The 22,003-nt window shown below is 64.7% G+C and carries 22 protein-coding genes and 1 tRNA gene; 14 read left to right on the top strand and 9 right to left on the bottom strand.

Features of this window, described 5'->3' with window-relative positions; all coding sequences use genetic code 11:
* Window positions 1–144: 144 nt before the first annotated feature.
* The 4 genes from AC0YKC_RS20355 to AC0YKC_RS20340 all read left to right on the top strand — a co-directional run bounded on the left by AC0YKC_RS20355 (window position 145) and on the right by AC0YKC_RS20340 (window position 2,271).
* Window positions 145–570 (top strand): GNAT family N-acetyltransferase, encoded by a 426-nt coding sequence (locus AC0YKC_RS20355; RefSeq protein ID WP_320298165.1) that lies wholly within the window; start codon window positions 145–147, stop codon window positions 568–570.
* A gap of 336 nt (window positions 571–906) precedes the next feature.
* Window positions 907–1,227, top strand: a complete 321-nt coding sequence (locus AC0YKC_RS20350) for an ArsR/SmtB family transcription factor (RefSeq protein ID WP_488512317.1) — start codon at window positions 907–909, stop codon at window positions 1,225–1,227.
* A complete protein-coding gene (locus AC0YKC_RS20345; protein WP_488512316.1) occupies window positions 1,224–1,673 on the top strand; it encodes an SRPBCC family protein in 450 nt (149 codons plus the stop codon). Before AC0YKC_RS20350 ends, AC0YKC_RS20345 begins: the two co-directional genes overlap by 4 nt.
* A 178-nt stretch (window positions 1,674–1,851) precedes the next feature.
* Window positions 1,852–2,271 (top strand): SRPBCC family protein, encoded by a 420-nt coding sequence (locus AC0YKC_RS20340; protein ID WP_488512315.1) that lies wholly within the window; start codon window positions 1,852–1,854, stop codon window positions 2,269–2,271.
* A 269-nt stretch (window positions 2,272–2,540) separates the two neighbouring features.
* On the opposite strand, the gene AC0YKC_RS20335 is transcribed toward AC0YKC_RS20340, so the two are convergent.
* Window positions 2,541–3,545, bottom strand: a complete 1,005-nt coding sequence (locus AC0YKC_RS20335) for a hypothetical protein (protein WP_488512314.1) — start codon at window positions 3,543–3,545, stop codon at window positions 2,541–2,543.
* 72 nt (window positions 3,546–3,617) lie between these two features.
* Between AC0YKC_RS20335 and AC0YKC_RS20330 the strand changes: the two genes are divergently transcribed.
* Window positions 3,618–4,376 (top strand): DUF72 domain-containing protein, encoded by a 759-nt coding sequence (locus AC0YKC_RS20330; protein ID WP_488512313.1) that lies wholly within the window; start codon window positions 3,618–3,620, stop codon window positions 4,374–4,376.
* On the opposite strand, the gene AC0YKC_RS20325 is transcribed toward AC0YKC_RS20330, so the two are convergent.
* The 3 genes from AC0YKC_RS20325 to AC0YKC_RS20315 are packed head-to-tail and all read right to left on the bottom strand — an operon-like array spanning window position 4,325 to window position 7,777.
* Window positions 4,325–5,491 carry an NAD(P)/FAD-dependent oxidoreductase gene (locus tag AC0YKC_RS20325; protein ID WP_488512312.1) on the bottom strand — a complete coding sequence of 389 codons (1,167 nt, stop codon included), beginning with the start codon at window positions 5,489–5,491 and terminating at the stop codon, window positions 4,325–4,327. The genes AC0YKC_RS20330 and AC0YKC_RS20325 overlap by 52 nt on opposite strands.
* A gap of 28 nt (window positions 5,492–5,519) precedes the next feature.
* On the bottom strand, window positions 5,520–7,019 hold the full coding sequence (locus AC0YKC_RS20320; RefSeq protein ID WP_488512435.1) for an ATP-binding protein: 1,500 nt from the start codon (window positions 7,017–7,019) through the stop codon (window positions 5,520–5,522).
* A gap of 59 nt (window positions 7,020–7,078) precedes the next feature.
* Window positions 7,079–7,777 carry a response regulator gene (locus tag AC0YKC_RS20315; protein ID WP_488512311.1) on the bottom strand — a complete coding sequence of 233 codons (699 nt, stop codon included), beginning with the start codon at window positions 7,775–7,777 and terminating at the stop codon, window positions 7,079–7,081.
* A 641-nt stretch (window positions 7,778–8,418) separates the two neighbouring features.
* Between AC0YKC_RS20315 and AC0YKC_RS20310 the strand changes: the two genes are divergently transcribed.
* The 3 genes from AC0YKC_RS20310 to AC0YKC_RS20300 all read left to right on the top strand — a co-directional run bounded on the left by AC0YKC_RS20310 (window position 8,419) and on the right by AC0YKC_RS20300 (window position 10,083).
* A complete protein-coding gene (locus AC0YKC_RS20310; protein WP_488512310.1) occupies window positions 8,419–8,706 on the top strand; it encodes a GIY-YIG nuclease family protein in 288 nt (95 codons plus the stop codon).
* A 215-nt stretch (window positions 8,707–8,921) separates the two neighbouring features.
* Window positions 8,922–9,800: an HpcH/HpaI aldolase/citrate lyase family protein gene (locus tag AC0YKC_RS20305; protein ID WP_488512309.1), complete on the top strand. Its 879-nt coding sequence runs from the start codon at window positions 8,922–8,924 to the stop codon at window positions 9,798–9,800.
* Between the two features lie 76 nt (window positions 9,801–9,876).
* On the top strand, window positions 9,877–10,083 hold the full coding sequence (locus AC0YKC_RS20300; protein ID WP_488512308.1) for a DUF1737 domain-containing protein: 207 nt from the start codon (window positions 9,877–9,879) through the stop codon (window positions 10,081–10,083).
* A gap of 253 nt (window positions 10,084–10,336) precedes the next feature.
* Here AC0YKC_RS20300 and AC0YKC_RS20295 read toward each other — a convergent pair whose 3' ends face one another.
* Complete coding sequence (locus tag AC0YKC_RS20295; protein WP_320298177.1) at window positions 10,337–10,774, bottom strand: metallopeptidase family protein; 438 nt, start codon at window positions 10,772–10,774, stop codon at window positions 10,337–10,339.
* 183 nt (window positions 10,775–10,957) lie between these two features.
* Between AC0YKC_RS20295 and AC0YKC_RS20290 the strand changes: the two genes are divergently transcribed.
* Genes AC0YKC_RS20290 through AC0YKC_RS20280 form a run of 3 tightly spaced genes read left to right on the top strand, consistent with a single transcriptional unit; the run spans window position 10,958 to window position 16,726 of the window.
* On the top strand, window positions 10,958–11,962 hold the full coding sequence (locus tag AC0YKC_RS20290; RefSeq protein WP_488512307.1) for an ImuA family protein: 1,005 nt from the start codon (window positions 10,958–10,960) through the stop codon (window positions 11,960–11,962).
* On the top strand, window positions 11,904–13,391 hold the full coding sequence (locus tag AC0YKC_RS20285) for a DUF6504 family protein (RefSeq protein ID WP_488512306.1): 1,488 nt from the start codon (window positions 11,904–11,906) through the stop codon (window positions 13,389–13,391). Before AC0YKC_RS20290 ends, AC0YKC_RS20285 begins: the two co-directional genes overlap by 59 nt.
* Window positions 13,388–16,726: an error-prone DNA polymerase gene (locus AC0YKC_RS20280; RefSeq protein ID WP_488512305.1), complete on the top strand. Its 3,339-nt coding sequence runs from the start codon at window positions 13,388–13,390 to the stop codon at window positions 16,724–16,726. The genes AC0YKC_RS20285 and AC0YKC_RS20280 overlap by 4 nt, the downstream gene beginning before the upstream one ends.
* A gap of 283 nt (window positions 16,727–17,009) precedes the next feature.
* On the opposite strand, the gene AC0YKC_RS20275 is transcribed toward AC0YKC_RS20280, so the two are convergent.
* From AC0YKC_RS20275 to AC0YKC_RS20260, 4 genes are all read right to left on the bottom strand, one after another.
* Window positions 17,010–17,255 (bottom strand): Trm112 family protein, encoded by a 246-nt coding sequence (locus AC0YKC_RS20275; RefSeq protein ID WP_320298181.1) that lies wholly within the window; start codon window positions 17,253–17,255, stop codon window positions 17,010–17,012.
* Between the two features lie 238 nt (window positions 17,256–17,493).
* Window positions 17,494–18,165, bottom strand: coding sequence for an LON peptidase substrate-binding domain-containing protein (locus tag AC0YKC_RS20270; RefSeq protein ID WP_320298182.1), 672 nt, complete (start codon window positions 18,163–18,165; stop codon window positions 17,494–17,496).
* A gap of 253 nt (window positions 18,166–18,418) precedes the next feature.
* Entirely contained in the window at window positions 18,419–19,411 is a 993-nt protein-coding gene (gene trxA / locus AC0YKC_RS20265) for a thioredoxin (RefSeq protein WP_488512304.1), read from the bottom strand.
* A gap of 103 nt (window positions 19,412–19,514) precedes the next feature.
* Window positions 19,515–20,009: a prolyl-tRNA synthetase associated domain-containing protein gene (locus AC0YKC_RS20260; RefSeq protein ID WP_488512303.1), complete on the bottom strand. Its 495-nt coding sequence runs from the start codon at window positions 20,007–20,009 to the stop codon at window positions 19,515–19,517.
* Window positions 20,010–20,271: 262 nt separating this feature from the next.
* Here AC0YKC_RS20260 and AC0YKC_RS20255 point away from each other — a divergent pair.
* The 3 genes from AC0YKC_RS20255 to AC0YKC_RS20245 all read left to right on the top strand — a co-directional run bounded on the left by AC0YKC_RS20255 (window position 20,272) and on the right by AC0YKC_RS20245 (window position 21,954).
* A tRNA-Gly gene (locus AC0YKC_RS20255) sits at window positions 20,272–20,346 on the top strand.
* An 814-nt stretch (window positions 20,347–21,160) separates the two neighbouring features.
* Entirely contained in the window at window positions 21,161–21,358 is a 198-nt protein-coding gene (locus AC0YKC_RS20250) for a hypothetical protein (RefSeq protein WP_320298185.1), read from the top strand.
* Between the two features lie 212 nt (window positions 21,359–21,570).
* Window positions 21,571–21,954 (top strand): hypothetical protein, encoded by a 384-nt coding sequence (locus AC0YKC_RS20245; RefSeq protein ID WP_488512302.1) that lies wholly within the window; start codon window positions 21,571–21,573, stop codon window positions 21,952–21,954.
* Window positions 21,955–22,003 lie beyond the last annotated feature (49 nt).

Raw genomic sequence — 22,003 nt, 5'->3', positions numbered from 1 at the left:
GGACGGTTTACACAAAGCCGGAGGCAAATGAAAGGCAACTGTTCGTGCGCTGCCCTTGGGCAATGGCGGCATGGCACGCGAACCTGAGCTGGAGCGCTCCAAAAACGGCTTCGAAATCCTGCCCGACTGGTGCAGTCTGCGTCCATGGCCGATGCTTCCAAAGTCCTTTACGCGAGCGAGCCCGCGCTCGATGTCGCCGAATTCCGCCGCGTGCTGGTTGAATCCGGCCTCGGCAAGGTAAGGCCCGTCGACGACGAGGCCCGGCTGCTAACCATGCTGGACAACGCCAATCTGGTGCTGACCGCCCGGCTCGACCGCCCGGACAGGCAACTGGTCGGCGTCGCGCGCGGCATGACCGACTTTTCCTGGGTCTGCTACGTTTCCGACCTCGCCGTCTCGAAAGCGGCGCAAGGGCTCGGCGTCGGAAAGGGCCTGATGGACGCGGTGCAACAACAGCTTGGCCCTTCGGTCGCCGTCAGCCTGATCTCGATGCCCGACGCCGTCGGCTTCTACGAACGCATCGGCATGACGCGCATGACCGACGCTTTCTGGTTCTCCCGCAAAAGCTGACCTGAACCGCACCGATATCGGAGCCGACTCCTGCCTGGAACCGGCGAGCCAGGTCGACCCCCACTCCGTCGAGCTTCGCTCGACACCTCTCCCCCGGTCGACGGGGGAGAGGAAAGGTGCGAGGCGATTCCAGCTGGCTCCCTTCCTCTCCCTCCGGAGGGGGGAGAGGTGGCGCTGCGAAGCAGCGACAGAGTGGGGGAAGGCGCTGCTCAAAAGCGAAGCCGCATCCAGACAGGCACAATCCGGCAAGCAAGAAAACTCAGGCAAGCAGTAATCAGGCGGCAGCATATTTTCGCCATCGCTTGACATGCAACCAAATGGTTGCATATTAGGGCCATGAGCATGGATGCCGTCTTTCGCGCCTTGGCCGACCCGACCCGCCGGCAATTGCTGGACAGTCTCCATGCCCGGAACGGGCAGACGCTGAACGCGCTCTGCGAGCACATGGACATGACGCGCCAGGCGGTGACCAAGCATTTGGCGATCCTGGAAGAAGCGAACCTCGTCACCACCATGCGCCGGGGCCGCGAGAAGGAGCACTACCTCAACCCCGTTCCGATCAACGAGATCGCCGAGCGCTGGATCGGCAAGTTCGAGCGCCATCGGCTCAGTGCATTGAGCAACCTGAAGCAACGCCTTGAAAGGGAAGAGCCGTGAGCGAGAACAGCTTTGTTTATGTCACCTATATCCGCACCACGCCTGAAAAACTTTGGCAGGCGCTGACCGATCCGGAATTCAACCGGCAGTTCTTTCTCTGCTCCTATCAGGAGAGCGACTGGAAGGTCGGCTCGAGCTGGAAGCTGATCTTCCCCGACGGGCGGGTCGCCGACTCGGGCGAGATCCTCGAGATCGATCCGCCAAAACGCCTGGTCATCAAATGGCGCAACGAATGGATGCCCGAGGTGAAGGAGGACGGCTACACGCGCTGCACCTTCACCATCGAGCCCGACGGCGAATTGATGAAGCTCGCCGTCATCCACGAGGCCGACGGCCCGCACAAGTTGATCCCGAACGTCTCCAAGGGCTGGCCGCTGGTGCTGGCGAGCCTGAAGAGCCTGCTTGAAACCGGCAAGGGTTTCGAGCGCCCGCCATCAAAGGGGTAGAGAGCAAATTCCAGGAAAAGGGCGCGGCGGTTTGGGTTCGGCGACTTCGCCGTAACCGCCCGTCCGGAATTGCGTAAGATTAAAGAGCTTCGTTTCGGGCACGAGACTATTCTTGGTGGAGGAAGATTGGATGCTTCACTTGTCCTTACCGCAAGCCATGGCGAACGCGGACACGGTCATGGCTTCGGCTGACCTCCCCGCCCCGCCAGACGAGGTCATCGCCGCACTGGTCACGACTAAGGTCGAGCGCTGGTGGGGTTCGCCCGAAACTTACCGCATGACCAACTGGTCCGCCGATTTTCGCATCGGCGGCGGCTGGAACGTCAGCGTGGAAACGGCCGATCAACGTCTGCCCGCCAGCGGAAAATTCCTCGAAATCGAGATGCCGCGCCGCATCGTGCAGACGCGGCGCTACGACTGGAACCATCCAGCGCTCGGCCGCAAGGAAACGACCGTGGCCTATCTGCTTGAGCCCATCGGCGACGGCACGCGGCTCACCATTTGCCATGGCGGGTTTGCCGGCTTTCCGGACGCCGCGGCGGAACATGCCGACGAGTGGGCACGGGTGCTTGGGTGGCTGCAGCGGTATTTAGGCTAGTTCCTTGACACAGAAGTTTTGACCGGCTGGCTGGTGTACGTCGGCAGATACCATGCCTTGGCGATTGGCCGAGACGCCTATCGCGGTCGTCATCCTCGGGTCTGCGCGCGTCGCTTCGCTCCTTGCTCCGCCCTAGAATGACGAGGTTCAGAAGCCTTCAGCTCATCGCCGGCGTTTGCGCTGACTACCCCAACGGACGTTGATGGCCTTGCCCGACAAGCCTGCAATCTTTCAAAATCACTGTGTTGAGGAACTAGCCCGACCGAGGCTCAGATTGAAATCAGGCGATCCTGGATCCCGCCGAGGTAGGTTTTCCAGATGTGGTCCGACAGCAGGCGTCGATAGTCTGGACTTATCGCGCCCGAGCGGTAGGACGCGCCGCCAACATGAAAAAGGGCTTCGTCATATAACTGGTAGTCGGCGATCGTCCCTTCGACGCCCACCGCGACGCGATTTACTTGGGCCATTTCGAATTCCCCGATGGGATGCTTCGAATACAGCACCGGCCAGTTGCCGCCTCCGGTATCCATTCCAATGTCGAGCCGATTTCTGAAATCGAGCTTCGTTCGCTCGACGGTTGCGAAATTGTAGAAGCAGAGGCCGGCCCAGTAATACCAGCCGGGCTCGTTCTCGGCTGCCTTGTACAGGTAGCTGGATCTGGCATGCAGCGGCGCGCCATAACCGATCTTGCCCCCGATGCGCCGCGCGAAATCGATCGGCCCGACCGGAAAGCAATCGTGATCGATGAACCCGAACATGTCGGGTTTGAGATGCTTGACGATGTTGTGAAAGACCCAGGTCTGGGAAACGCCATGCGATCTGGAAGGGTTCGTTTCGAAATTCCTGGGCAGTCCGAAATACGCGACCCCGCGCCGCGCGCAGATTGCCTCGATCGAAGCGCGCGCTTCTTGGTTCGGCGAATTGTCGATCACCACGAGCCTTGTCCCGGTCGGGAAGACCTGCCAGGCCTTGGTGAGCACATCTATGACCCAGGGCGTGTTGAACGCTATGGTGAAGCAGTAATTCCGCTCTGGCTTTTCGCTCAGGCTCCTGGCGAATGCTTGGCCCTTGGACGCGGCGCTTCCCAGGAACTGGCGGTACAGGATCTCGTGGCGGAGGCCCAAAAGCAATTGGACTCCCCTTGTGCGCCGAAAATTCTCGACAGCCTTTTTAAGCAATGTTTTCCCCGAGCGCCCGACAGGGGCCGAGGATAGCATGACGCGGCCGGCAGGAAGCAACGGCTTTCGCCGGTTGGGCTGGATAACTGCGGCCAACTGGCCCGAGCTCTCCCTTGACCGGCAATCACGCCTGTCCAGATTCTGGGCATGGATAACAGATGCTGCGCCGTGGGAACCGCCGGATGGAGCATAGCGGCAGCGCATAGAGCTTCTTTTCCGGCGGCCGGTTCGCAGCTCGAACGCTATGCGGCGCGACTTTCGATCGCCGAGATCAATTCCTCGTTCTACAAGTCGCATCGGCGGGAAACCTATGAGCGTTGGGCGCGCTCGGTTCCGGATCATTTTCGCTTTTCCGCGAAGATCCCCAAGGCCATGACGCATGAGCGCCGCCTGGAAGATTGCGATGATCTTCTGGACACATTTCTGGGTCAGGTCGGGGGGCTCGGTTCCAAGCTTTCCGTGCTCCTGGTTCAATTGCCGCCCAGCCTGCAATTCGAACCCCAAACCGTCGAAAAATTCTTCGCCGCCCTGCATGCAAAGACCGACCGGCGCCTGGTCTGCGAACCGCGTCATCCCAGTTGGTTCGCACCCGAAGCCAAAAGCTTGCTGAGCCGCTTTCACGTTGGGCGCGTTGCGGCCGACCCCGCTCCCGTGCCTGCTGCCGCCATGCCAGGCGGCTGGCGCGAGCTCGCCTATTTCCGCTTCCATGGCGCGCCGCACGTCTACTATTCCGACTACGAGGCCGGTCGGTTGCTGGATATCAGCGGGCGGCTCGCCGAAGCCAGGGCATCTGGCGGCGAGGTCTGGTGCATATTCGACAACACCGCACGGGGCCATGCCCTCGGCAATGCGCTTTCGGTCGACGCGGCCGTGCGTCAGATCACATTCAGTTCCCGGAACGCCCTTCCCTCGGCCACTCTTTCATAGCCGAACGCCGTACAGTCGATCGTGCGATACCCGCCATGCATGACAAGCTCTGCGATCGATTTGCCCACCGCCGGTGCCTGCTGCAGGCCGTGGCCGGAAAAACCGTTGGCGAAAAGGAAGTTTCCAACCTCCGGATGCGGCCCGATCACCCCGTTCTGGTCGAGCGTGTTGTAGTCGTAATGCCCGACCCACGCGCGCGTCGGCTTGATCGCCTCGAAGGCCGGGATGCGGGTGGCCAAGGTCGGCCAGATCACCTCTTCGAACAGCGGCCACTCGACCTCGAAATCCTTCGGATCGGGCGCATGATCGCCTTCCTCCGGCTCGGCGCCGCCGGTAAGGTAGACCGAGCCTTCCGGCCGAACATAGATTCCGCTTGGATCGACCAGCAGCGGCATGTCGGCATATTTCTCGCGCGCCTCGAAGACGAATACGTTGCGCTTGCGCGGCTCGACCGGCAGCGCCAGCCCGGCAAAAGCCGCGACCTTGCCGGCGTTCGGCCCGGCGGCGTTGACGACGATGCCGGCTTCCAGCGTCTCGCCATTGTCGAGGCTGACGCCGGTGACGCGATTGCCGTCGCGCGAAATGCCGGTGGCGGAAGCCGTGATGAAATCGATCTTCTTGTCGCGCAGCGCTTTGCGGAACAGCGTCAGCAGCGCATGCGCGTCGAACCAGCCCTCGCCGCTGCGGCCATAGGCGCCGGCGGAAATGCCTTCGATCGACAGCCACGGGAAGCGGTGCGCCAGCTGCCCGGGATCCTCGAACGCGATGTCGGCGCCCTCGGCGACCTGCGTCTCGTGATTGGCCTTGAGGATCGGCAGGCCGGCCTCGCCGGCGAGGATAAGATAGCCGCCCTCGCGAAAGCCGATATCGGCATCGGCGCCGAAGGTCTCCTTCAGCCGCCGGAACAGCTTCAGCGTGAACTGCGACAGGCGGATGTTTTCGGGAATGGAGAATTGCTGGCGGATCGAGGCGAGCGACAGCGTCGTCGCCGCGTGGGAAAATTGCGGATCGCGCTCGATCAGCGCGATCGAGCCGGTAAAACCTTCCTCGCGCAGGTAATAGGCGACCGAGGATCCGACGATGGCCCCGCCGATGATGACGATGTCGTAGCGCATTTTTTCTCCGATCCGGCGGGTTGCGTCTTCACGCAACCGGCAAGTCGATCTCGAAGCGCGTGCCGCGCTCGGAGTCAACCAGCCTGATCGTGCCATCATGCGCTTTCAGGAGGGCCAGCACGATGCCGAGCCCCATGCCGGTGCCGCCGGACTCGCGCCGCGTGGTGAAGAACGGCTCGAAAATCCTGGCGCGGTTGGCGGCCGAGATGCCGTTGCCGTCGTCGCCGATCCGGACCGACGCGCGCTGGCCATCGGCTGAGGCAAGGATCGCCACCTGTCGGGCGCCGTGCCTCGCGGAATTGTCGATGAGGTTGGCGAGCACGATGCCGAGATTCTCGGCCGAGATGCCGAGCCTGATATCGCCGCCGCCTTCAAGCCGCGTTTCCAGCCTGGTGTCGATCGGCAACGATGCCAATGCCGCATGAAGCGTCGTGCTGTCGCCGCTCGGCTCCAGGTTTTCGGCGCGCGCCAGGTCGAGCAGCCGGCGCACCAGCAGGTTGAGCCGCCCGGCGTCGGTGACGATGTTGTTGGAGAAGCGCCGCCGCTCGGCCTCGTCCATCGCGCCGCCGGAATCGCGCAGCAGCTCCGCCGCGCCCTGGATCGCCGTCAGCGGCGATTTCAGCTCATGTGAGACATGGGTGGCGAAGGTCTGGATGCCGTCGGAGCGCGCCTGCAATTTGGTCGCCATGTCGAGGAAGGCCGTCGACAGCGCCGCCATCTCGCGCGTGCCGTGATGGTCGAGCGGCCTGATCGCCTCGCGGTCGCCGGCGGCGATGCGTTTCGTGCGGTCGATCAGCGCATAGATCGGGCGGCTGACCGTGCGGATGAACACCAGCGCGATCAAAAGCGTGCCGCCGAGGATGGCGATGGCCGCCAAGGTCACCTTGCCGCGCTCGCCATAGAGATGCTTGACGATGTTGTTCGGCGTCCGCGACAGATAGACCACCCCCGCCACCCGGCCGTCGAGCTCGACCGGCATGGCGACGAAGACGCGCACCCTGGTGCCGCGGCTGACCGAATAGAGCGGCGGCGGCGGCTGGTCGGGGATGCGCAATCTGAGCGCGCTGGCATAGGCGCCTGAAAGCGCCGTCCGCACCTCCTCGATCTCGCCGAGCGACTGGCCGACCTCGTCGCCGCCGGCAATCACCACACCGCGCGGATCGAGCAGCCGGAAGCCGGCAAGCGTCGTTTTCTGCGTCTCGTCGAGGATGCCGTCGAGCCGGGCGCCTATTGCCGCGAAGGCGATATCGGGCGTGGCGGGAAGTGCTGCCGGGCGCGCCGGCATGACATCGTCGGAGGCAAGATCGAGGCGCGGCTCGACCGGGTCATAGGGGTAGTTGTTGTCCCTCGACGGATCGGCAGAGACCGGCGTCCCGAGTTTTTCCTGGGGAATGCCGGCAGCGCGCACCTGCTCTGCATAGACGGCGGCGACCACCGCCCCTTGCGCGATGAGCTCGCCCTCGGTCTGGCGGATCAGCTGGTTCTCATAGAGCCGGAAGAAGAACAGCCCGACCAGCGGCAGGGCCATGACCACGATCAGGATGGCGATGACGACGGTGGCGAGCCGCGGCCGCCACCTTTCCTTGCTCAACCACCGCATCGGCCGAGCCGGAAACCGACGCCATGCACCGTCGCGATCGCATCCGCGCAGCCGACCGCCGCGAGCTTGGCCCGCACGTTGCGGATGTGGCTGTCGACCGTGCGTTCCGAGACATGGATGTTCGAAGCATAGGCATTGGCCATCACCGCGTCGCGGCCAAGCACGTGCTGCGGCCGGGCGAGAAAACCTTTCAGGATGGCAAACTCGATCGCCGTCAAGATGAGCGGCTTGCCGTCGAAACTCGCCGCGTGGCTTGCCGGGACAAGCATGAGCTTGCCATGCGCGAATTCATGATCGTCGGCGTCTTCCTTCACGACGGTCGGACGCGCACGCCGCAGGATGACGTTGACGCGGGCGACCAGCTCGCGCGGGCTGAACGGCTTGGTCACATAGTCGTCGCCGCCCATTTCCAGGCCCAGGACCCGGTCGATCTCCTCGTCCCGCGCGGACAAAAACAGCACCGGCACATCGGATTTCTGCCTGAGCCGCCGGCAGACCTCGAGCCCATCCATCTCCGGCATGCCGATGTCGAGCACGATGAGGTCGGGCGCGCTACGCTCGACCGCCTGGAGTGCCGCGGCGCCGTCGGCGACCGCGGCCGTCTTCATGCCGGCCTTTTCCAGCGCGAAGCAGATGATCTCGCGGATATGCGGGTCGTCGTCGGCGACGAGGATGTTGTGCGGCATCGATCAATGGCCCGGCGGGTGAGCTTGGGTGACGGCAGGATTAGAGCAATTCCAAGGAAAAGTGCGAAATTGTTTTCGGTAGGGAGTTGTGTCGGCACAAGGCCATGAGACCGCAAGGCGCTCGGGCATCTGTGCATGCCTGGGCAGAGCCCATGGCAAGGTTGGCAAAGAGCCTCATCGCCGGACCGCCCTCGGCGTGTCCGCCGCGTGGCGCGACCTCGGAGAGAAAAACAGGACGTCCGCCACGGCGCGCCGCCTGTGCGGCTCGACGAGCCACCAGCCTTCATTGCGGAGCCGGCGCGGCAGCGACCAGCGGGATGTTCGAGGCGTTCGCATGGCGGCTTTGTCGCCGGCCGGTGCGGAAAGCGCGCGGCGGATTGGAGGAGGTTTTCCGCAAGGATTTGCAGATTTGGTGCAGGGAGCCCGACGTCCTCTCCCACATATGGCGGCGCCAGCACTCTGGAGATGCCGCCAAGGCGACAGAGGGGGCTTCGTGCGCGAAGTGGCGATGTCCTTCGTCATTCTAGGGCGGAGCAAGGAGCGAAGCGACGCGCGCAGACCCTAGAATCCATGCCGTGACGCGGGCCGTAAGATGCAGCGGTGCAGAAGCCGTTGACGATGGTGCCAACTAAGATCGCAGCATGACAGGCTACGTCTACATGACCACAAGCCAGAAAGGCGGCACGATCTATATCGGCGTCACCAACGACCTCGCTCGTCGGATGCCCGAGCACAAGACCGGCCAAGGCTCCAGCTTCACCAGCCGCTACGGCGTGCAGCGTCTGGTCTGGTACGAGGAGTATGTCGACATCACCGACGCCATCCAGCGTGAGACGTCATTGAAGCGCTGGCCGCGGCAATGGAAGATTGATTTGATCGAGAAGACCAATCCGGAATGGTTCGAGCTGTTTCGCGGAATTGGCTGGTGAACGTTCTTCACCGTGGCGGCTCTCAACCATCGCGGCATGGATTCTAGGGTCTGCGCGCGTCGCTTCGCTCCTTGCTCCGCCCTAGAATGACGAAGGATAGGCTGGCCGGACAGAACCGCCTCTGCCCTTGCCGGGCACTTCCCTCTTTGCGGGCCCTCAAGGACGATTTGCTCCCGCGCCTTGCCTCCCCCGCCATCACCCGGCATAGATCGGCCATGGCTCAAGAACCCTACCGCCCGCGCCGCTCGGTGCTTTACATTCCCGCCTCCAACGACAAGGCGCTCGCCAAGCTCGCCTCGCTTGCCTGCGACGCCGTCATCATCGATCTCGAGGACGCCGTCCTGCCCGCCGACAAGAAAGCGGCGCGCGACAAGATCGCCGGCATCCTCGCCGGGCGCGAAAGGCGTTGCGAGATGGTGGTGCGCATCAATCCTCTGGCCAGCGAATGGGGCGCCGACGACATCCTGGCCGTGGTCAAGGCGGAGCCCGACGGCATTCTCCTGCCCAAGATCGGCACGCCGCGCGACATCCTCGAGGCCGGCGACCTGCTGGACGACAATTTCGCGCCGGACAGCGTGAAACTGTGGGCGATGGTCGAGACGCCCAAGGCGCTGCTCAACATCGGCGCGATCGCCGAGCTCGGCCGCGATCCGGCGTCGCGCCTGGCTTGTTTCGTTGCCGGAACGAATGACCTGGTGAAGGCGGCCGGCATTCTGGCGACGCCCGACCGGCGCTATCTGATGCCGTGGCTGATGCAGCTCGTGCTCGCTGCCCGGGCCGGCGGCATCGACGTGATCGACGGCGTCGCCAATGATTTTCGCGATCTCGACGCCCTTGCCCGGGAATGCGCCGAGGCAGCCGCCATGGGTTTCGACGGCAAGTCGCTGATCCATCCCGCCCAGATCGAGCCGGCGAACCGCGCCTTTTCGCCATCGCCCGAGAGGCTGGCCGCGGCCCGCGCGATCAGGGATGCGTTCGCGCGGCCCGAAAATGCCGGCAAGGGCGTGATCGGGTTGGATGGCAAGATGGTCGAGCGGCTGCATCTGGCCGAAGCCGAGAAACTTCTGGCGAAGGCCGCAATCATCGGCGCATGATGCGGCGCGAGAAACGATTTTTTCAGACCCGGCTTTCCGCCCAGTCACGACAGGTTAGGCACGACAGGATAGATCCATGAAACTCTACCGCTTCCTCACCGGCCCGGACGACGCCACCTTCTGCCACAAGGTGACGGCCGCCCTGAACAAGGGCTGGCACCTGTTCGGCTCGCCGACCTATGCCTTTGACAAGAAGACCAAGTCGATGCGCTGCGGCCAGGCCGTGGTGAAGGATGTCGAAGGCCAGGAATACGGACCCGACACCAAGCTGAGCAACTGGTAAGGAAAGCGCTCAGAGACTGTTTCGAAATTCGCTCTGGCGAGTCATATGGTGGTGATTTCGAGAACCGGAGCGGAGCGGACATTTGGTCCGTGAGCCTGCGCATGACCCCGAAAATCGAAATCGATTTTCGGAAAGGATCATGCGCCACCTAAAATTGCTGCAGCGTCCTTTGCGCGTCCAAGAGGACGCGGCGCTGCAGTAGCGCAGAAAGCGCCGCCAGATGGCCGCCGGAGTAGAATTTCCAAACAGTCTCTCAGCCCGGCGCCACCTGCTCGGCCGCTTCCTCGATCCGCTCCATGTCGTCGTCCGACAGGCCGAAATGGTGGCCGATCTCGTGGATCAGCACATGGGTGACGATGTCGCCCATCGTCTCCTCGTTCTCGGCCCAGTAGTCGAGTATGGCGCGGCGGTAGAGCGTGATGCGGTTCGGTCCCTCGCCGGTCTGCGGGTTCCAGCGTTCGGCGATGCCGCGCCCCTCGAACAGGCCGAGCAGGTCGAAGGGCGTCTCCAACGACAGGTCGTCCATGATCTCGTCGGTCGGGAAATCGGCGATCTGGATGATGATCTCGCCGGTGAGCTGGCGGAACTCGTCCGGCAGATGGGCATAGCTCTCCAGCGCCAGAAGCTCCATCTCGTCGATCGACGGCGAGAGCTGGTCGTGCCAGGTGCGTGTCTTGTAGATGCGGGCCATGTAACGTCCTTTGATCCCGGCATATAGGCTTTCGCGCCGATAGAGGCAAATGAGCCGGCTGGACGTCCGCTTTCAAGGTAAAAGCCGAAGGAATAAATTCCTTGTGACTCTGCTTGACTCTTCCCGGGCCCTCTGGAATCTATAGGAACATAACAGGAACAATTGCTGCCGGAAGTGAACGTCATGGCGATGAGCGCCGTGGCGCGGGACACTGTTTTTGCCCTGCGCCGCCAGATCGCGAAGATCGAGGGAACGCTGCCCGAGCGCCTGCAGGCGTCGGCGCTTGGCGTGCCTGCCAATGCCAGGTCGGACATGACGCTCGTCCGGCGCGGCCTCGCCGTGGCTTCGGCGGACGCTTTCCTGCACACCGGCATCGATCGCCTCGACACCGCCCTTGGCGGCGGGGTGCCCAGGGCGGCGCTCAGCGAAATCCATGGCCTGGAGACCCGCGATGCCGGCGCCGTTGCCGGCTTCGCACTCTCGCTCGTAAGCCTGATCCTCAAGCAGAAGCGGGGCCTGCCGATCCTCTGGGTCGGCACGGCGGAAATCTTTCACGAGGCCGGCCTTCCCTATGCCAGGGGGCTGAGCGCCCTGTTCGGCATCGAGCCGGAGCAATTGCTGTTTTCCGAGGCGTCGAAGCTGCTCGACGCGCTGTGGATCGCCGAGGAGGCCGCCCGCATGACGGCCTTCGCCGCGGTCATCCTCGAGATCCGCGGCAGTCCCCAGCGGCTCGACCTCACCGCCACGCGCCGGCTGCACGCCCGCGCCCAGAATGCCGGCCGCCCGGTGCTGTTGCTGCGCCAGGCCGGCGAGGCCGATCCAACCGCCGCGCCGGTGCGCCTCATCGTTTCGGCGGCGCCTTCGGCAAGCCGCGAGACAGTCGCCGGGCCGCTCGCCGGCTCGATCGGCCGCCCCGCCTTCACCGTCGATATCGGCAAGAGCCGCACGGCCCTGCCCGGACAATTCACACTGGAGTGGAACCCAAATGAGCACGCTTTTGCAGAAAGAACAGAGAATTCTGTCGCTGTGGTTCCCGCATCTGCCCGCGGAGCGGATCCTGCGCCAGCGTCTGGGGCGGTCCTGGCGTTCCCGGCCGTCGCAGCACCTGCCGCCATCTCACCCACCGCTTGTGGTCAGCCATCGCGACAACAACACCCAGCGCATCGCGGCCCTCGACGAGCGGGCTGAGGCGCTGAAATTGAAGCGCGGCATGGGCATCGCCGATGCGCGCGCCATGCACCCCACGATCGACGTGGTGGAGGCCGACCCGGAGGCCGACCGACGCCTGCTCGAAGGCCTTGCCGACTGGTGCGATCGCTACACGCCGCTGGTAGCGATCGACGCCGAGGATGGGCTGTTCCTCGACGTCACCGGCTGCACGCATCTGTTCGGCGGCGAGCGCGCCATGCAGGACGAGATCCTCACCCGCTTCTTCCAGCAGGGTTTCGATGTCCGCGCCGGGCTCGCCTCGACGCCGGGCGCCGCCTGGGCGGCGGCGCGCTTCCATGGCGACCGGATCGTGGCCGGCGGCGAGGAGGAGGCGCTGCTTGCGCCATTGCCATTGTCGGCGCTGCGCATCGCGCCGGAGACCCGCGCCGGCCTGGAGAGCGTCGGCCTGCGCACCGCCGGCGCGGTGATGGCCGCACCCCGCGCGCCGCTCGCCCGCCGCTTCGGCGCCACCTTGCTTCTACGCCTCGACCAGGCGCTCGGCCGCCTCGACGAGGCCGTGTCGCCGCGCCTTCCCGTCGCGCCGCTCTCGGTCGAGCGCCACCTTGCCGAGCCGGTCGTACTCACCGACGATATCGAGCGGCTGGTGAGCCGCCTTGCCGTCGCCTTGAAGAGCGACCTCGAACGGCGCGGCGAGGGCGCGCGCACGCTGGGGCTGCTTCTCTTCCGCGTCGACGGCGCCGTCAGCCGCATCGCCGTCGGCACCTCGCGCCCGATGCGCGAGCCGCGGCTTATCCAAAGGCTGTTCCATGAGCGGTTGACCGCGCTGGAGCGGAGCATCGACGCCGGCTTCGGCTTCGACCTCGTGCGGCTGTCCGTGCTGTCGGTCGCGGCCTTCGACTTGGCTCAGGGCGACCTCACCGGCGAGACGAACGACGATGACGCCGACATCGCTTTATTCGCCGACCGCGTCCGCGCCCGTCTCGGCGAGGCCGCCATGCTGAAGCCGGTGGCCGTCGAAAGCCATCTGCCGGAACGCGCCGTCAAGACCGTGCCTTTCGCCGAAGCGCCGCAACGGCGCGCGCCGGCGGCCGGACGGGCGGCACCCCGAACCGCGCCGCCGATGACCATCTATCCGCCGGAGCGGCCGGTGCGCCTGTTCCGCTCGCCCGAGCCGATCGAGGTGCCGGCGACCGAGATCCCGGAAGGCCCGCCGATGAATTTCCGCTGGCGGCGCGCGCTCTACCGCGTCGCCCGCGCCGAAGGGCCGGAACGCATCGCCGCCGAATGGTGGCGGCAATTGCCCGGCGAGGAAGAGGCGCCGACCCGCGACTATTACCGCATCGAGGACAGCGAGGGGCGCCGCTACTGGCTCTATCGCCAGGGCCTCTACGGCACCGCCCCGCAAGCCGCGCCGCCGCGTTGGTTCATGCATGGGGTGTTCGCATGAACGCGCTGACCGTCATTCCCTATGCCGAGTTCGGCATCCGGTCGAATTTCTCCTTCCTGCGCGGCGCCTCCAAGCCGGAGGAGCTGGTGGTCACGGCGAAATTCTACGGTTTTGCCTCGATCGGGCTTGCCGACAGGAACACGGTCGCCGGCGTCGTGCGCGCCTGGCAGCAGGCCAGGGTGGAGAAGATGGCCTATCACCCCGGCTGCCGGCTGGTATTCGGCGACGGCACGCCGGACATCCTCGCCTATCCCCGCGACCGCCAGGGCTGGGGCCATCTCTGCCGCATGCTGACCCAGGCCAATCTGCGCGACGAGAACGAGAAGGGCGCGACGTTGCTCCAACTGGCCGACCTGCTCGAATGGGGCGATCGGATGTCGCTGGCGATCCTGCCCGATCTGTCCGCAGGCACGGAAGACAATCTGCTCTTAATTAGCCGGCTTATTGATCGGTTTGGCGCGGCGCTCCGACTGGCTGTGGCGTCGGATTATGCCGGCAATGACCGCTTCCGCATCGAGCAGGCGGCAGCGATGGCCGAACACGCCCGCGTCCCGCTGATGGCGACTAACGACGTGCTCTATCATACCGCCGATCGTCGGCCGCTGCAGGACGTGCTCACCGCGATCCGCCTCAACACGCCGGTCTCCGAGGTCGGGCTGGAGCTGACCGCCAATGCCGAGCGCCATCTGAAACCGCCGCTGGAGATGGCGCGGCTTTTCCGCCGCCATCCGCAAGCGTTGGCCGAGACGCTGCGCTTCGCCGACGAGCTCACCTTCTCGCTCAGCGATCTCGAATACAATTATCCGGACGAGCCGACCGAATCCGGCCTGGGACCGCAGGCCGAGCTCGAACGGCTGGCGCGCGAAGGCGCGGCGATGCGCTATCCGGCCGGCGTTCCCGATCATGTGCTGAAGCGCATCGCCAGCGAGCTCGCTTTGATCGAGCGCCTGAACTATGCCCGCTATTTCCTCACCGTCCACGACATCGTCAAATTCGCGCGCAGCCAGGGCATCCTTTGCCAGGGCCGCGGCTCGGCCGCCAATTCGATCATCTGCTTCTGCATCGGCATCACCGAGGTCGGCCCCGAGCGCATCGACACCTTGTTCGAGCGCTTCATCTCCGAGGAACGCAACGAGCCGCCCGACATCGATGTCGACTTCGAGCATGAAAGGCGTGACGAGGTCATCGCTTACATTTACCAAAAATACAGCGCCAAGCGCACCGCCCTGGCCGCCGCCGTCATCAGCTATCGCGGCCGCTCCGCCTTGCGCGAGGTGGCCAAGGCCATGGGCCTGTCGGAGGATGTCCGCAGCGCGCTGTCCAGCACCATCTGGGGCTGGTCGACCTCCGAGCTCGGCGACAGGGAAGCCAATGCCGGCGGCCTCGACCGCACCGATCCGCTGTCGCGGCAGGTGCTGGAGCGCGCCAACGAGATCATGGGCTTTCCCCGCCACCTGTCCCAGCATGTCGGCGGCTTCGTCATCACCCGCGACCGGCTCGACGAGGTCGTGCCCATCGTCAAGACGGCGATGGAGGAACGCAAGATGGTCGAATGGGACAAGGACGACCTCGACGCGGTGAAGATCCTCAAGGTCGACGTGCTGGCGCTCGGCATGCTGACCTGCCTGAAGCGCGCCTTCGCCTTGCTCACCCATCATTACCCGCGGGCGCGGGACGATTATGGCCGCCCGCTGACGCTGGCGACGCTCCGTGAAGCCGATATGCGCGTCTATGACATGATCTGCCGGGCCGACACGCTCGGCGTCTTCCAGATCGAGTCGCGCGCCCAGATGTCGATGCTGCCGCGGCTTAAGCCCCGCGAATTCTACGATCTCGTCATCGAGGTGGCGATCGTGCGGCCTGGCCCGATCCAGGGCGACATGGTGCACCCCTATCTGCGCCGGCGGCAGGGCAAGGAGGCGGTCCATTACCCCAGCCCTGATCTGGAGAAGATTCTCGGCAAGACGCTGGGCGTGCCGCTGTTCCAGGAACAGGCGATGAAGATCGCCATCGTCGCCGGCGGCTTCCGGCCGGGCGAGGCCGACGAACTGCGCCGCGCCATGGCGACCTTCAAGCGCACCGGCACGATCGGCAATTACCGCCAGCGCATGATCGACGGCATGGTCGGCAATGGCTACGACAAGGACTTCGCCGAGCGCTGCTTCAAGCAGATCGAAGGGTTCGGCGAATATGGCTTTCCCGAAAGCCATGCCGCGTCCTTCGCGCTGCTCGTCTATGCCTCCTGCTGGTTCAAGACCTTCTTTCCCGACGTTTTCTGCGCCGCGATCCTCAACGCGCAGCCGATGGGCTTCTACCAGCCGGCCCAGCTCGTGCGCGATGCGCGCGACCATGGCGTCGAAGTGCGCGAGGTCGACATCAACCAATCCGTCTGGGACTGTACGCTGGAGGAAGCCGCCTTCGATCCGTCCCGCATCCTCGAGCGCCATGCCTCGATGCGCGGCGTCATCGAGACGGCGCATGCCGTCAGGCTCGGTTTCCGCCAGATCAAGGGCCTGTCGGAGGAGCGTATGGGTGCGGTCGTCGCGCAGCGCGGCGACGGCTATCGGTCGGTCCGCGATGTCTGGCTGCGTTCAGGCCTCGATGTCGGCGAGATCGAAAGACTGGCGCAGGCCGACGCCTTCCGCTCGATCGGCCTCGACCGCCGCGCAGCGCTCTGGGAGGTGCGGGCGCTCGATGGCAAGAGCGCCGCCGAGAAACTGCCGCTGTTCGACCAGCCGTCGCTCAACCTGCGCGAGCTGGAGCCGGAAACGAAACTGCCGAAAATGCCGCTCGGCGAGCATGTCGTCCACGACTACCGTTCGCTCGGCCTGTCGCTGAAGGAGCACCCCGTCGCCTTCCTGCGTGAAAGGCTGGATCGCGCCGGCGTTACCCCCAATGCCCGCCTGCCGTCGGTGCGCGACGGCCGCCGCGTCTCCGTCGCCGGCCTGGTGCTGGTGCGCCAGCGCCCGGGCAAGGGCAATGCCATCTTCCTCACGCTGGAAGACGAAAAATCGATCGCCAACGTCATCATCTGGCCGCGCGTCTTCGACCGCTTCCGCTCCATCGTCATGGGCGCGCGCTTCATCCGCGTCAGCGGCAAGCTGCAGCACGAATCGGACGTCATCCATATCGTGGCGGACAGGATCGAGGATTTGACTCCATGGCTGAGCGTCCTGTTGGAGTCCGCCAACCGCCCGGTCATCGAGCATAACCCCGCCGAACGGCCGATTGAATCAAAGTCCGCCGCAAGCCGTGGCCTGCCGGTTCGCCAGGACGTCGCCACGCTGTCGGGCGCCGCGCGGCAGGTCATGCCCAAGGGACGCAATTTTCAGTAGCAGCGATATCCAGCACAATAGGGAACGCAGCAGGGGCGAAAAAGCGCCTTCGTCATCCACGGGCGAAGCAAGGAGCGAAGCGACGCGCGCAGACCCGAGGATCCATGCCGTGACCTCGGAGCGCCACCTCGGTGCAGAATTCTGCTCCGCCGCGCCCTTCGATCAAGGTCACGGCATGGATTCCAGGGTCTCCGCGACGGAGCTCCGCTCCTGCTTCGCCCTGGAATGACGACGTCAGGAACATCTCCCAACCTCGAAGGCGGCATGACAGCGCAAGCCCGCTTCACGAAGGCCCGCTGAGCCGCGGCGTCGGCGGGGTCAGCATGTCCTCGGCCGAGATCGTGCGCGCCTCCGAAGGAAGCATGATCGGGATGCCGTCGCGCACCGGATAGGCGAGCTTCGCCACGCGCGAAACCAGCTCGCTGCGCTCGGGATCCCAGGTCAGCGGCCCCTTTGTCAGCGGGCAGGCCAGCAGCTCCAGCAGCTTCGGGTCGACCTCGGCTTTTCGTCCGTCCCGTCCGTCCGCCATCGCACTTTTCCCTTGTCCACTGCACGGCTTAAGTGTGTTGAGATTCAGGTCAGGCCGAGTCGAGAACTGTGGCTTCCGAGAACCGGAGCGGAGCGTACTTAACGTACGTGAGCACCGGCCTACGCCGACCGTAGCCTTAATTTAGCTGCCACGCCACGCATGAGTGCTTCGGCCGGCGAAGGCCGGAAGCGCAGGAAGCCGCCGTTCGCAGGCCGGCCTCACCTGAATATCAATACATTTATTGCAGGCTTGACCCAAACTCATCGTCCTCGCGCGCCAGCGTCATTTCCGTGATGGCGATCAGCGTCTCGGCGCGCGTTTTCAGGTCCGGCGCTTCCAGCAGCGCCTGCTTCTCGGCCGGTCCGTAAGGCGCCATCATCGACAGCGCGTTGACCAGCATGCCGTTTTCGGCGCGGCTGACGCTTTCCCAATCGGCCTCGAGGTCGTTGGCCTGCAGATAGGCGCGAAACGCCTTGAGCAGCGCCGGCCGGTCGACCTCGCCGGCGGCCGGGTCCTCCTCGAGGTCGGCCAAAAACGGCGCTATCTTACACTGCCGGAAAGGCGCCTTTGCCGCGAGCTCCTGCACGATGCGAAACCGGCACACGCCCTGCAGCGAAATCAGGTATCGGCCGTCGCCGGTCTCGGCGAGCGAGATGATGCGCCCGGCGCAGCCGACGCTGCACAGCTCCGGCTCGCCATCATCGCGCAATGCGCCGTCGAGGCTTGGCTGGATCATGCCGATCAGCCGCGAGCCGGCCATCGCCTGGTCGATCATCTGCAGATAGCGCGGCTCGAAGATGTTGAGCGGCATGCGACCGCCGGGCAGGAGCAGCGCTCCGGCGAGCGGGAACACCGGGATTGCCGGCGGCAAATCCTTGGCAAGCCGGTAGAGTGCGTTACCGACGCGCACCGCAACCCTCCCAATCAAACGCGGGCAAGCGCATCACCCTGCAATCTCCTCTCGCACCGCGTCTTCGATTGGCGGCGAACCGCCAGCCTGCCCTTATCTGGCGCTGTCACTCCGCCGCTCAAGCCTGCCGACCGCGACAGCCGGCAAAAAACTTCAGGCAATCCCGGAACAGGCGCGTAGCGGTTTCCGTCCGGAACTGCGTCAGAACAAATGCGTAGAGCGCTTCGGCGATTCTGTGAAACGCCGAACCGCTCTACGAGAACAGCAGCGACGAGAGCTTGCGGCGTGCCGCGAGCGTCGCCTCGTCGGTCATTCCCCAGGCCTCGAACAGCTTCAGCAGCTGCGACCTGGCGCCGTCGTCGTTCCAGGTCCGGTCGGCCTTGACGATCGCCAGCAAATTGTCGGCGGCCGCGTTGCGCTCGCCGCGCGCGTTTTGGATCATCGCCAGGTCGAAGCGCGCCTGATGGTCGGCCGGGTTGGCGGCGAGCCGGCGCTCGAGCTCGGCCGGATTGCCGAGCGCGGCCGCTTCCGCCGCCAGCGTCATCTTGGCGCGCAGCGCGGCCAGCGCCGGCGCATCCTTCTTGTCCTCGGGCGCCCGGGCCAGAACGTTCTCGGCGCCTTCCGCGTCGCCGGCGTCGAACAGGATCTCGCCCAGGCCGGCGATCGCCTCGATCGTCTCCGGCGCCTGCTCGAGGATCGCGTCGTAGATGTCGGCGGCGGTCTGGACGTCGCCGGCCCCACGCGCCTCGACCGCCGCGGCAAGCGCGTCCGCGATCTGCGGCGCGCCGCCGCCCTTGCCGCCGACCTTCTGGATGAACTGAGCGATCTGGCTTTCGGGAACAGCGCCCATGAAGCCGTCGACCGGCTGGCCGTCCTTGAAGGCGATGACCGCTGGGATAGACTGGATGCCGAGCTGGCTGGCGATCGAGGGATGATCGTCGATGTTCATCTTGACCAGCTTGACCTTGCCGCCGGCGGCCTGCACCGCTTTCTCGAGCTGCGGCGTCAGTTGCTTGCACGGCCCACACCACGGCGCCCAGAAGTCGACCAGCACGGGCTGGCGGCGCGATTCCTGGATGACGTCGGCGGCGAAGGCGGCGGTTGTCGTGTCCTTGATCAGGTCGGCCGCCGCCGGCGCGTCGCCGAGCGAAACCTTGGCGCGGTCGCCGCCGCCATACTGCACCGTCTGGGCGTACTGGCCGCCATTGCCGCCAAACGCGCCGCTATACGGATTGTTGTCGCTCATCGTGTCGCCCTTTCGGTCGCGCTCTGAGGCGTCGGCGCCCGGCGCGTCATTGTCGGATTTCGGAACCGCCTTCCATGTGGCGATCGGTCCCTGACTTTCAAGATTATGAGACTTCCAAGATAACAGGATCGTGGCCGGTTGCCTCGATGAATCTGATCAGGTCGGCGGCGGCGATCGAGGTCGTCGCCTCATTGGTCAGCGGATGGCCGTTGATGACGTCATGGCTCATCAACGCCTGGTCGAGCACGACCTTGACCTTGCCTTCCGTGTCGTTGACCAGGCCGAAAACCGTGACCGCGCCGGGAATGACGCCGAGCAGCTCCATCAACATCTCCGGCTTGCCGAACGACACCCGGCTGGCGGCGCCGATCAAATGGTGGATCTGCTTCAGGTCGACCACAGCATCCTCGCCGACGGTGACGAGGAAATAATTGTCCTTCTTGTCCTTGAGGAACAGGTTCTTGGTGTGGCCGCCGGGAATCTCGCCGCGCAGGCCTTGCGAATCGGCGACCGTGAACAGCGGCGGGTGCCTCACCGTCGTGACGGAAATGCCGAGATCGGCAAGAAAGGCGTTGAGCTCGGCTTCGGTCTTCGGCATCGGTCCTCGCGCGGTCGAACAGGGCTCATGCCGTTTACGGCCAACGGTGCCATCGGGGCAAGGCCGCCGGCGCAATTCCGGCAAGAGCGGATGGCGGCTTCGCGCGAGGATTCGCGACCGGTCCGGTTTCGCGCCGCTTCTATGCTTTCGAAGCCAACCGCGCCGCGCGAAAAATTCGCGCCAAAAAGACCGTCATTTCCCTGTTGCAATCGCCGCGCTCTTCGGCCATATAGGCGCGGCTTGCGGCCCAACGGCCGCGCGAGCGGGTGTAGCTCAGGGGTAGAGCACAACCTTGCCAAGGTTGGGGTCGGGCGTTCGAATCGCCTCACCCGCTCCAGTTTCCTCACCGAGGATCAAGCAAACGAAAAGCCGCGGACCTCCGCGGCTTTTTCGCGTTTAAGGCTTGCAGGCGGGCCACCGCACAGAGCCCCGGAGCCGCGCCTGGACGGTCGGCGAGAGCCGTATGCACCGCCACGGATCTCGCGCGAAGGGATCAAGCATACAGGTCACGCGATCTTTTCCCACGGCATGTAGCATCCGCCGTCGGGAAAGTGTCGGCCGCCCATCAGACTTGGGTCGCATGCCGAAGGGACTGTAGAGCCCCTGTTGCCGGCCGCCCGACAACTATATGTTGAGTGAAAGTGCTGGAAATAATCCGGCCGGGCAGTCTCGCGGGCACCGTTCCCGCAAGTCGTTACGTTGGGGCATAGCTAGAGCAATTCCAGGAAAAGTGTGAGCGGTTTTCCGTTCGGAATTGCGTCAAAGCAGAGAATAAACGCCATGAGGTTCACAGCCTTACAGGATCCGTGCGGGCAATGGATGGTCTACGATCTGCGGTCCGGTTGCCCGGCGCAGATACCGGACATGGTGCTCATTGGCCTCAGGCGAGCGCAAGCGGAAGAGCTCGCCAGCCAGGCGAATGAACTCGTCTCGACATCGCGGCCGGCGGTGCTTTCTCGATATTTCAGCCTTTTATCGATATTTTACTGGCCTACGCCGGAACAATCGGACTCTATTTCGACTTCTCTGCGTGTCGTGGAAGCGCGCTGCGGTACCGGGGGAAACATATGGGCCAAAACAAAGACTTAGGGCGGCTCGGCTATTCCGTGAACACTGAGCTCGCTTCAGCTGCGCTGAAACAAGGAGCGTCAATGAGGTTCGCAGCGATGCAGGATCCGTGCGACGACTGGCTTGTGTGTGATCTGGTTTTCGACATCCCGGCGGAGATGGACGGCCGGCCGTTGATCGGGCTGACGCGCGGCGAAGCCGAGCAGCTTGCCGACCTGGCTAATTCCGGGCTTGGCGGGCACGGTGGCAATTCGCCGATCCCGTTCGCCAGCGTCGCCTGAAGACTTCGGCCCGCGCATCCGCGATTCAATGCCCGTTCACATCGGATAACGTTTGCGTTCCACCTCCGTTTCGACGTCGGGGCGGCTTCTATATGTCCATTTGGGCCGAGAAACGCCGGCGGTGAAAGGCCTGCACCGCGACACGACGCGACCGGACGGCCCGTTTCGAAAAAAGCGGTTTTGCCGCTTCCTCCATCACGAGGAATGTCATCATGCGTTCTTTCATCCCAAAACTCATCGCGGCCGCCTCGATCTTCGCAGCCATACCGCTTTCGAGCGCCTATGCCGTGCACCGCCACCACAGGGCCGCGGTCGACACGACCACCACGGCATCGGTGCCGATGGATCCGCAAGCGAGAGCGGCCACGGAGCAACTGCTTGGCGTCAAGCAAGGTATCCGCAACGCCAGGGAGCTCGGCAAGATCTCCGAGGGCCAGGCCCGCGAGTTGATGCAGCAGGCCGACAGCATGCAGCGCGCCGGAGGCCGCTCGGCGATCGCGCAGATCAACGAACTGGACCAGCGGCTTCAGCAAGCCACCGGCCAGGGAACCTATATGGGCGACGGCTCGGACGGCGGCTACTATCCGAACGGCTGACGAAAGGCGTTCTTCCTGGAGCAATTCCAGGAAGAGCGGTTGGGCTCGG

This window comes from Mesorhizobium sp. CNPSo 4661 (genome assembly GCF_057784215.1).
Note: the sequence above shows the minus strand (reverse complement) of the source record. Positions and strands in the feature narration are given on the sequence as shown.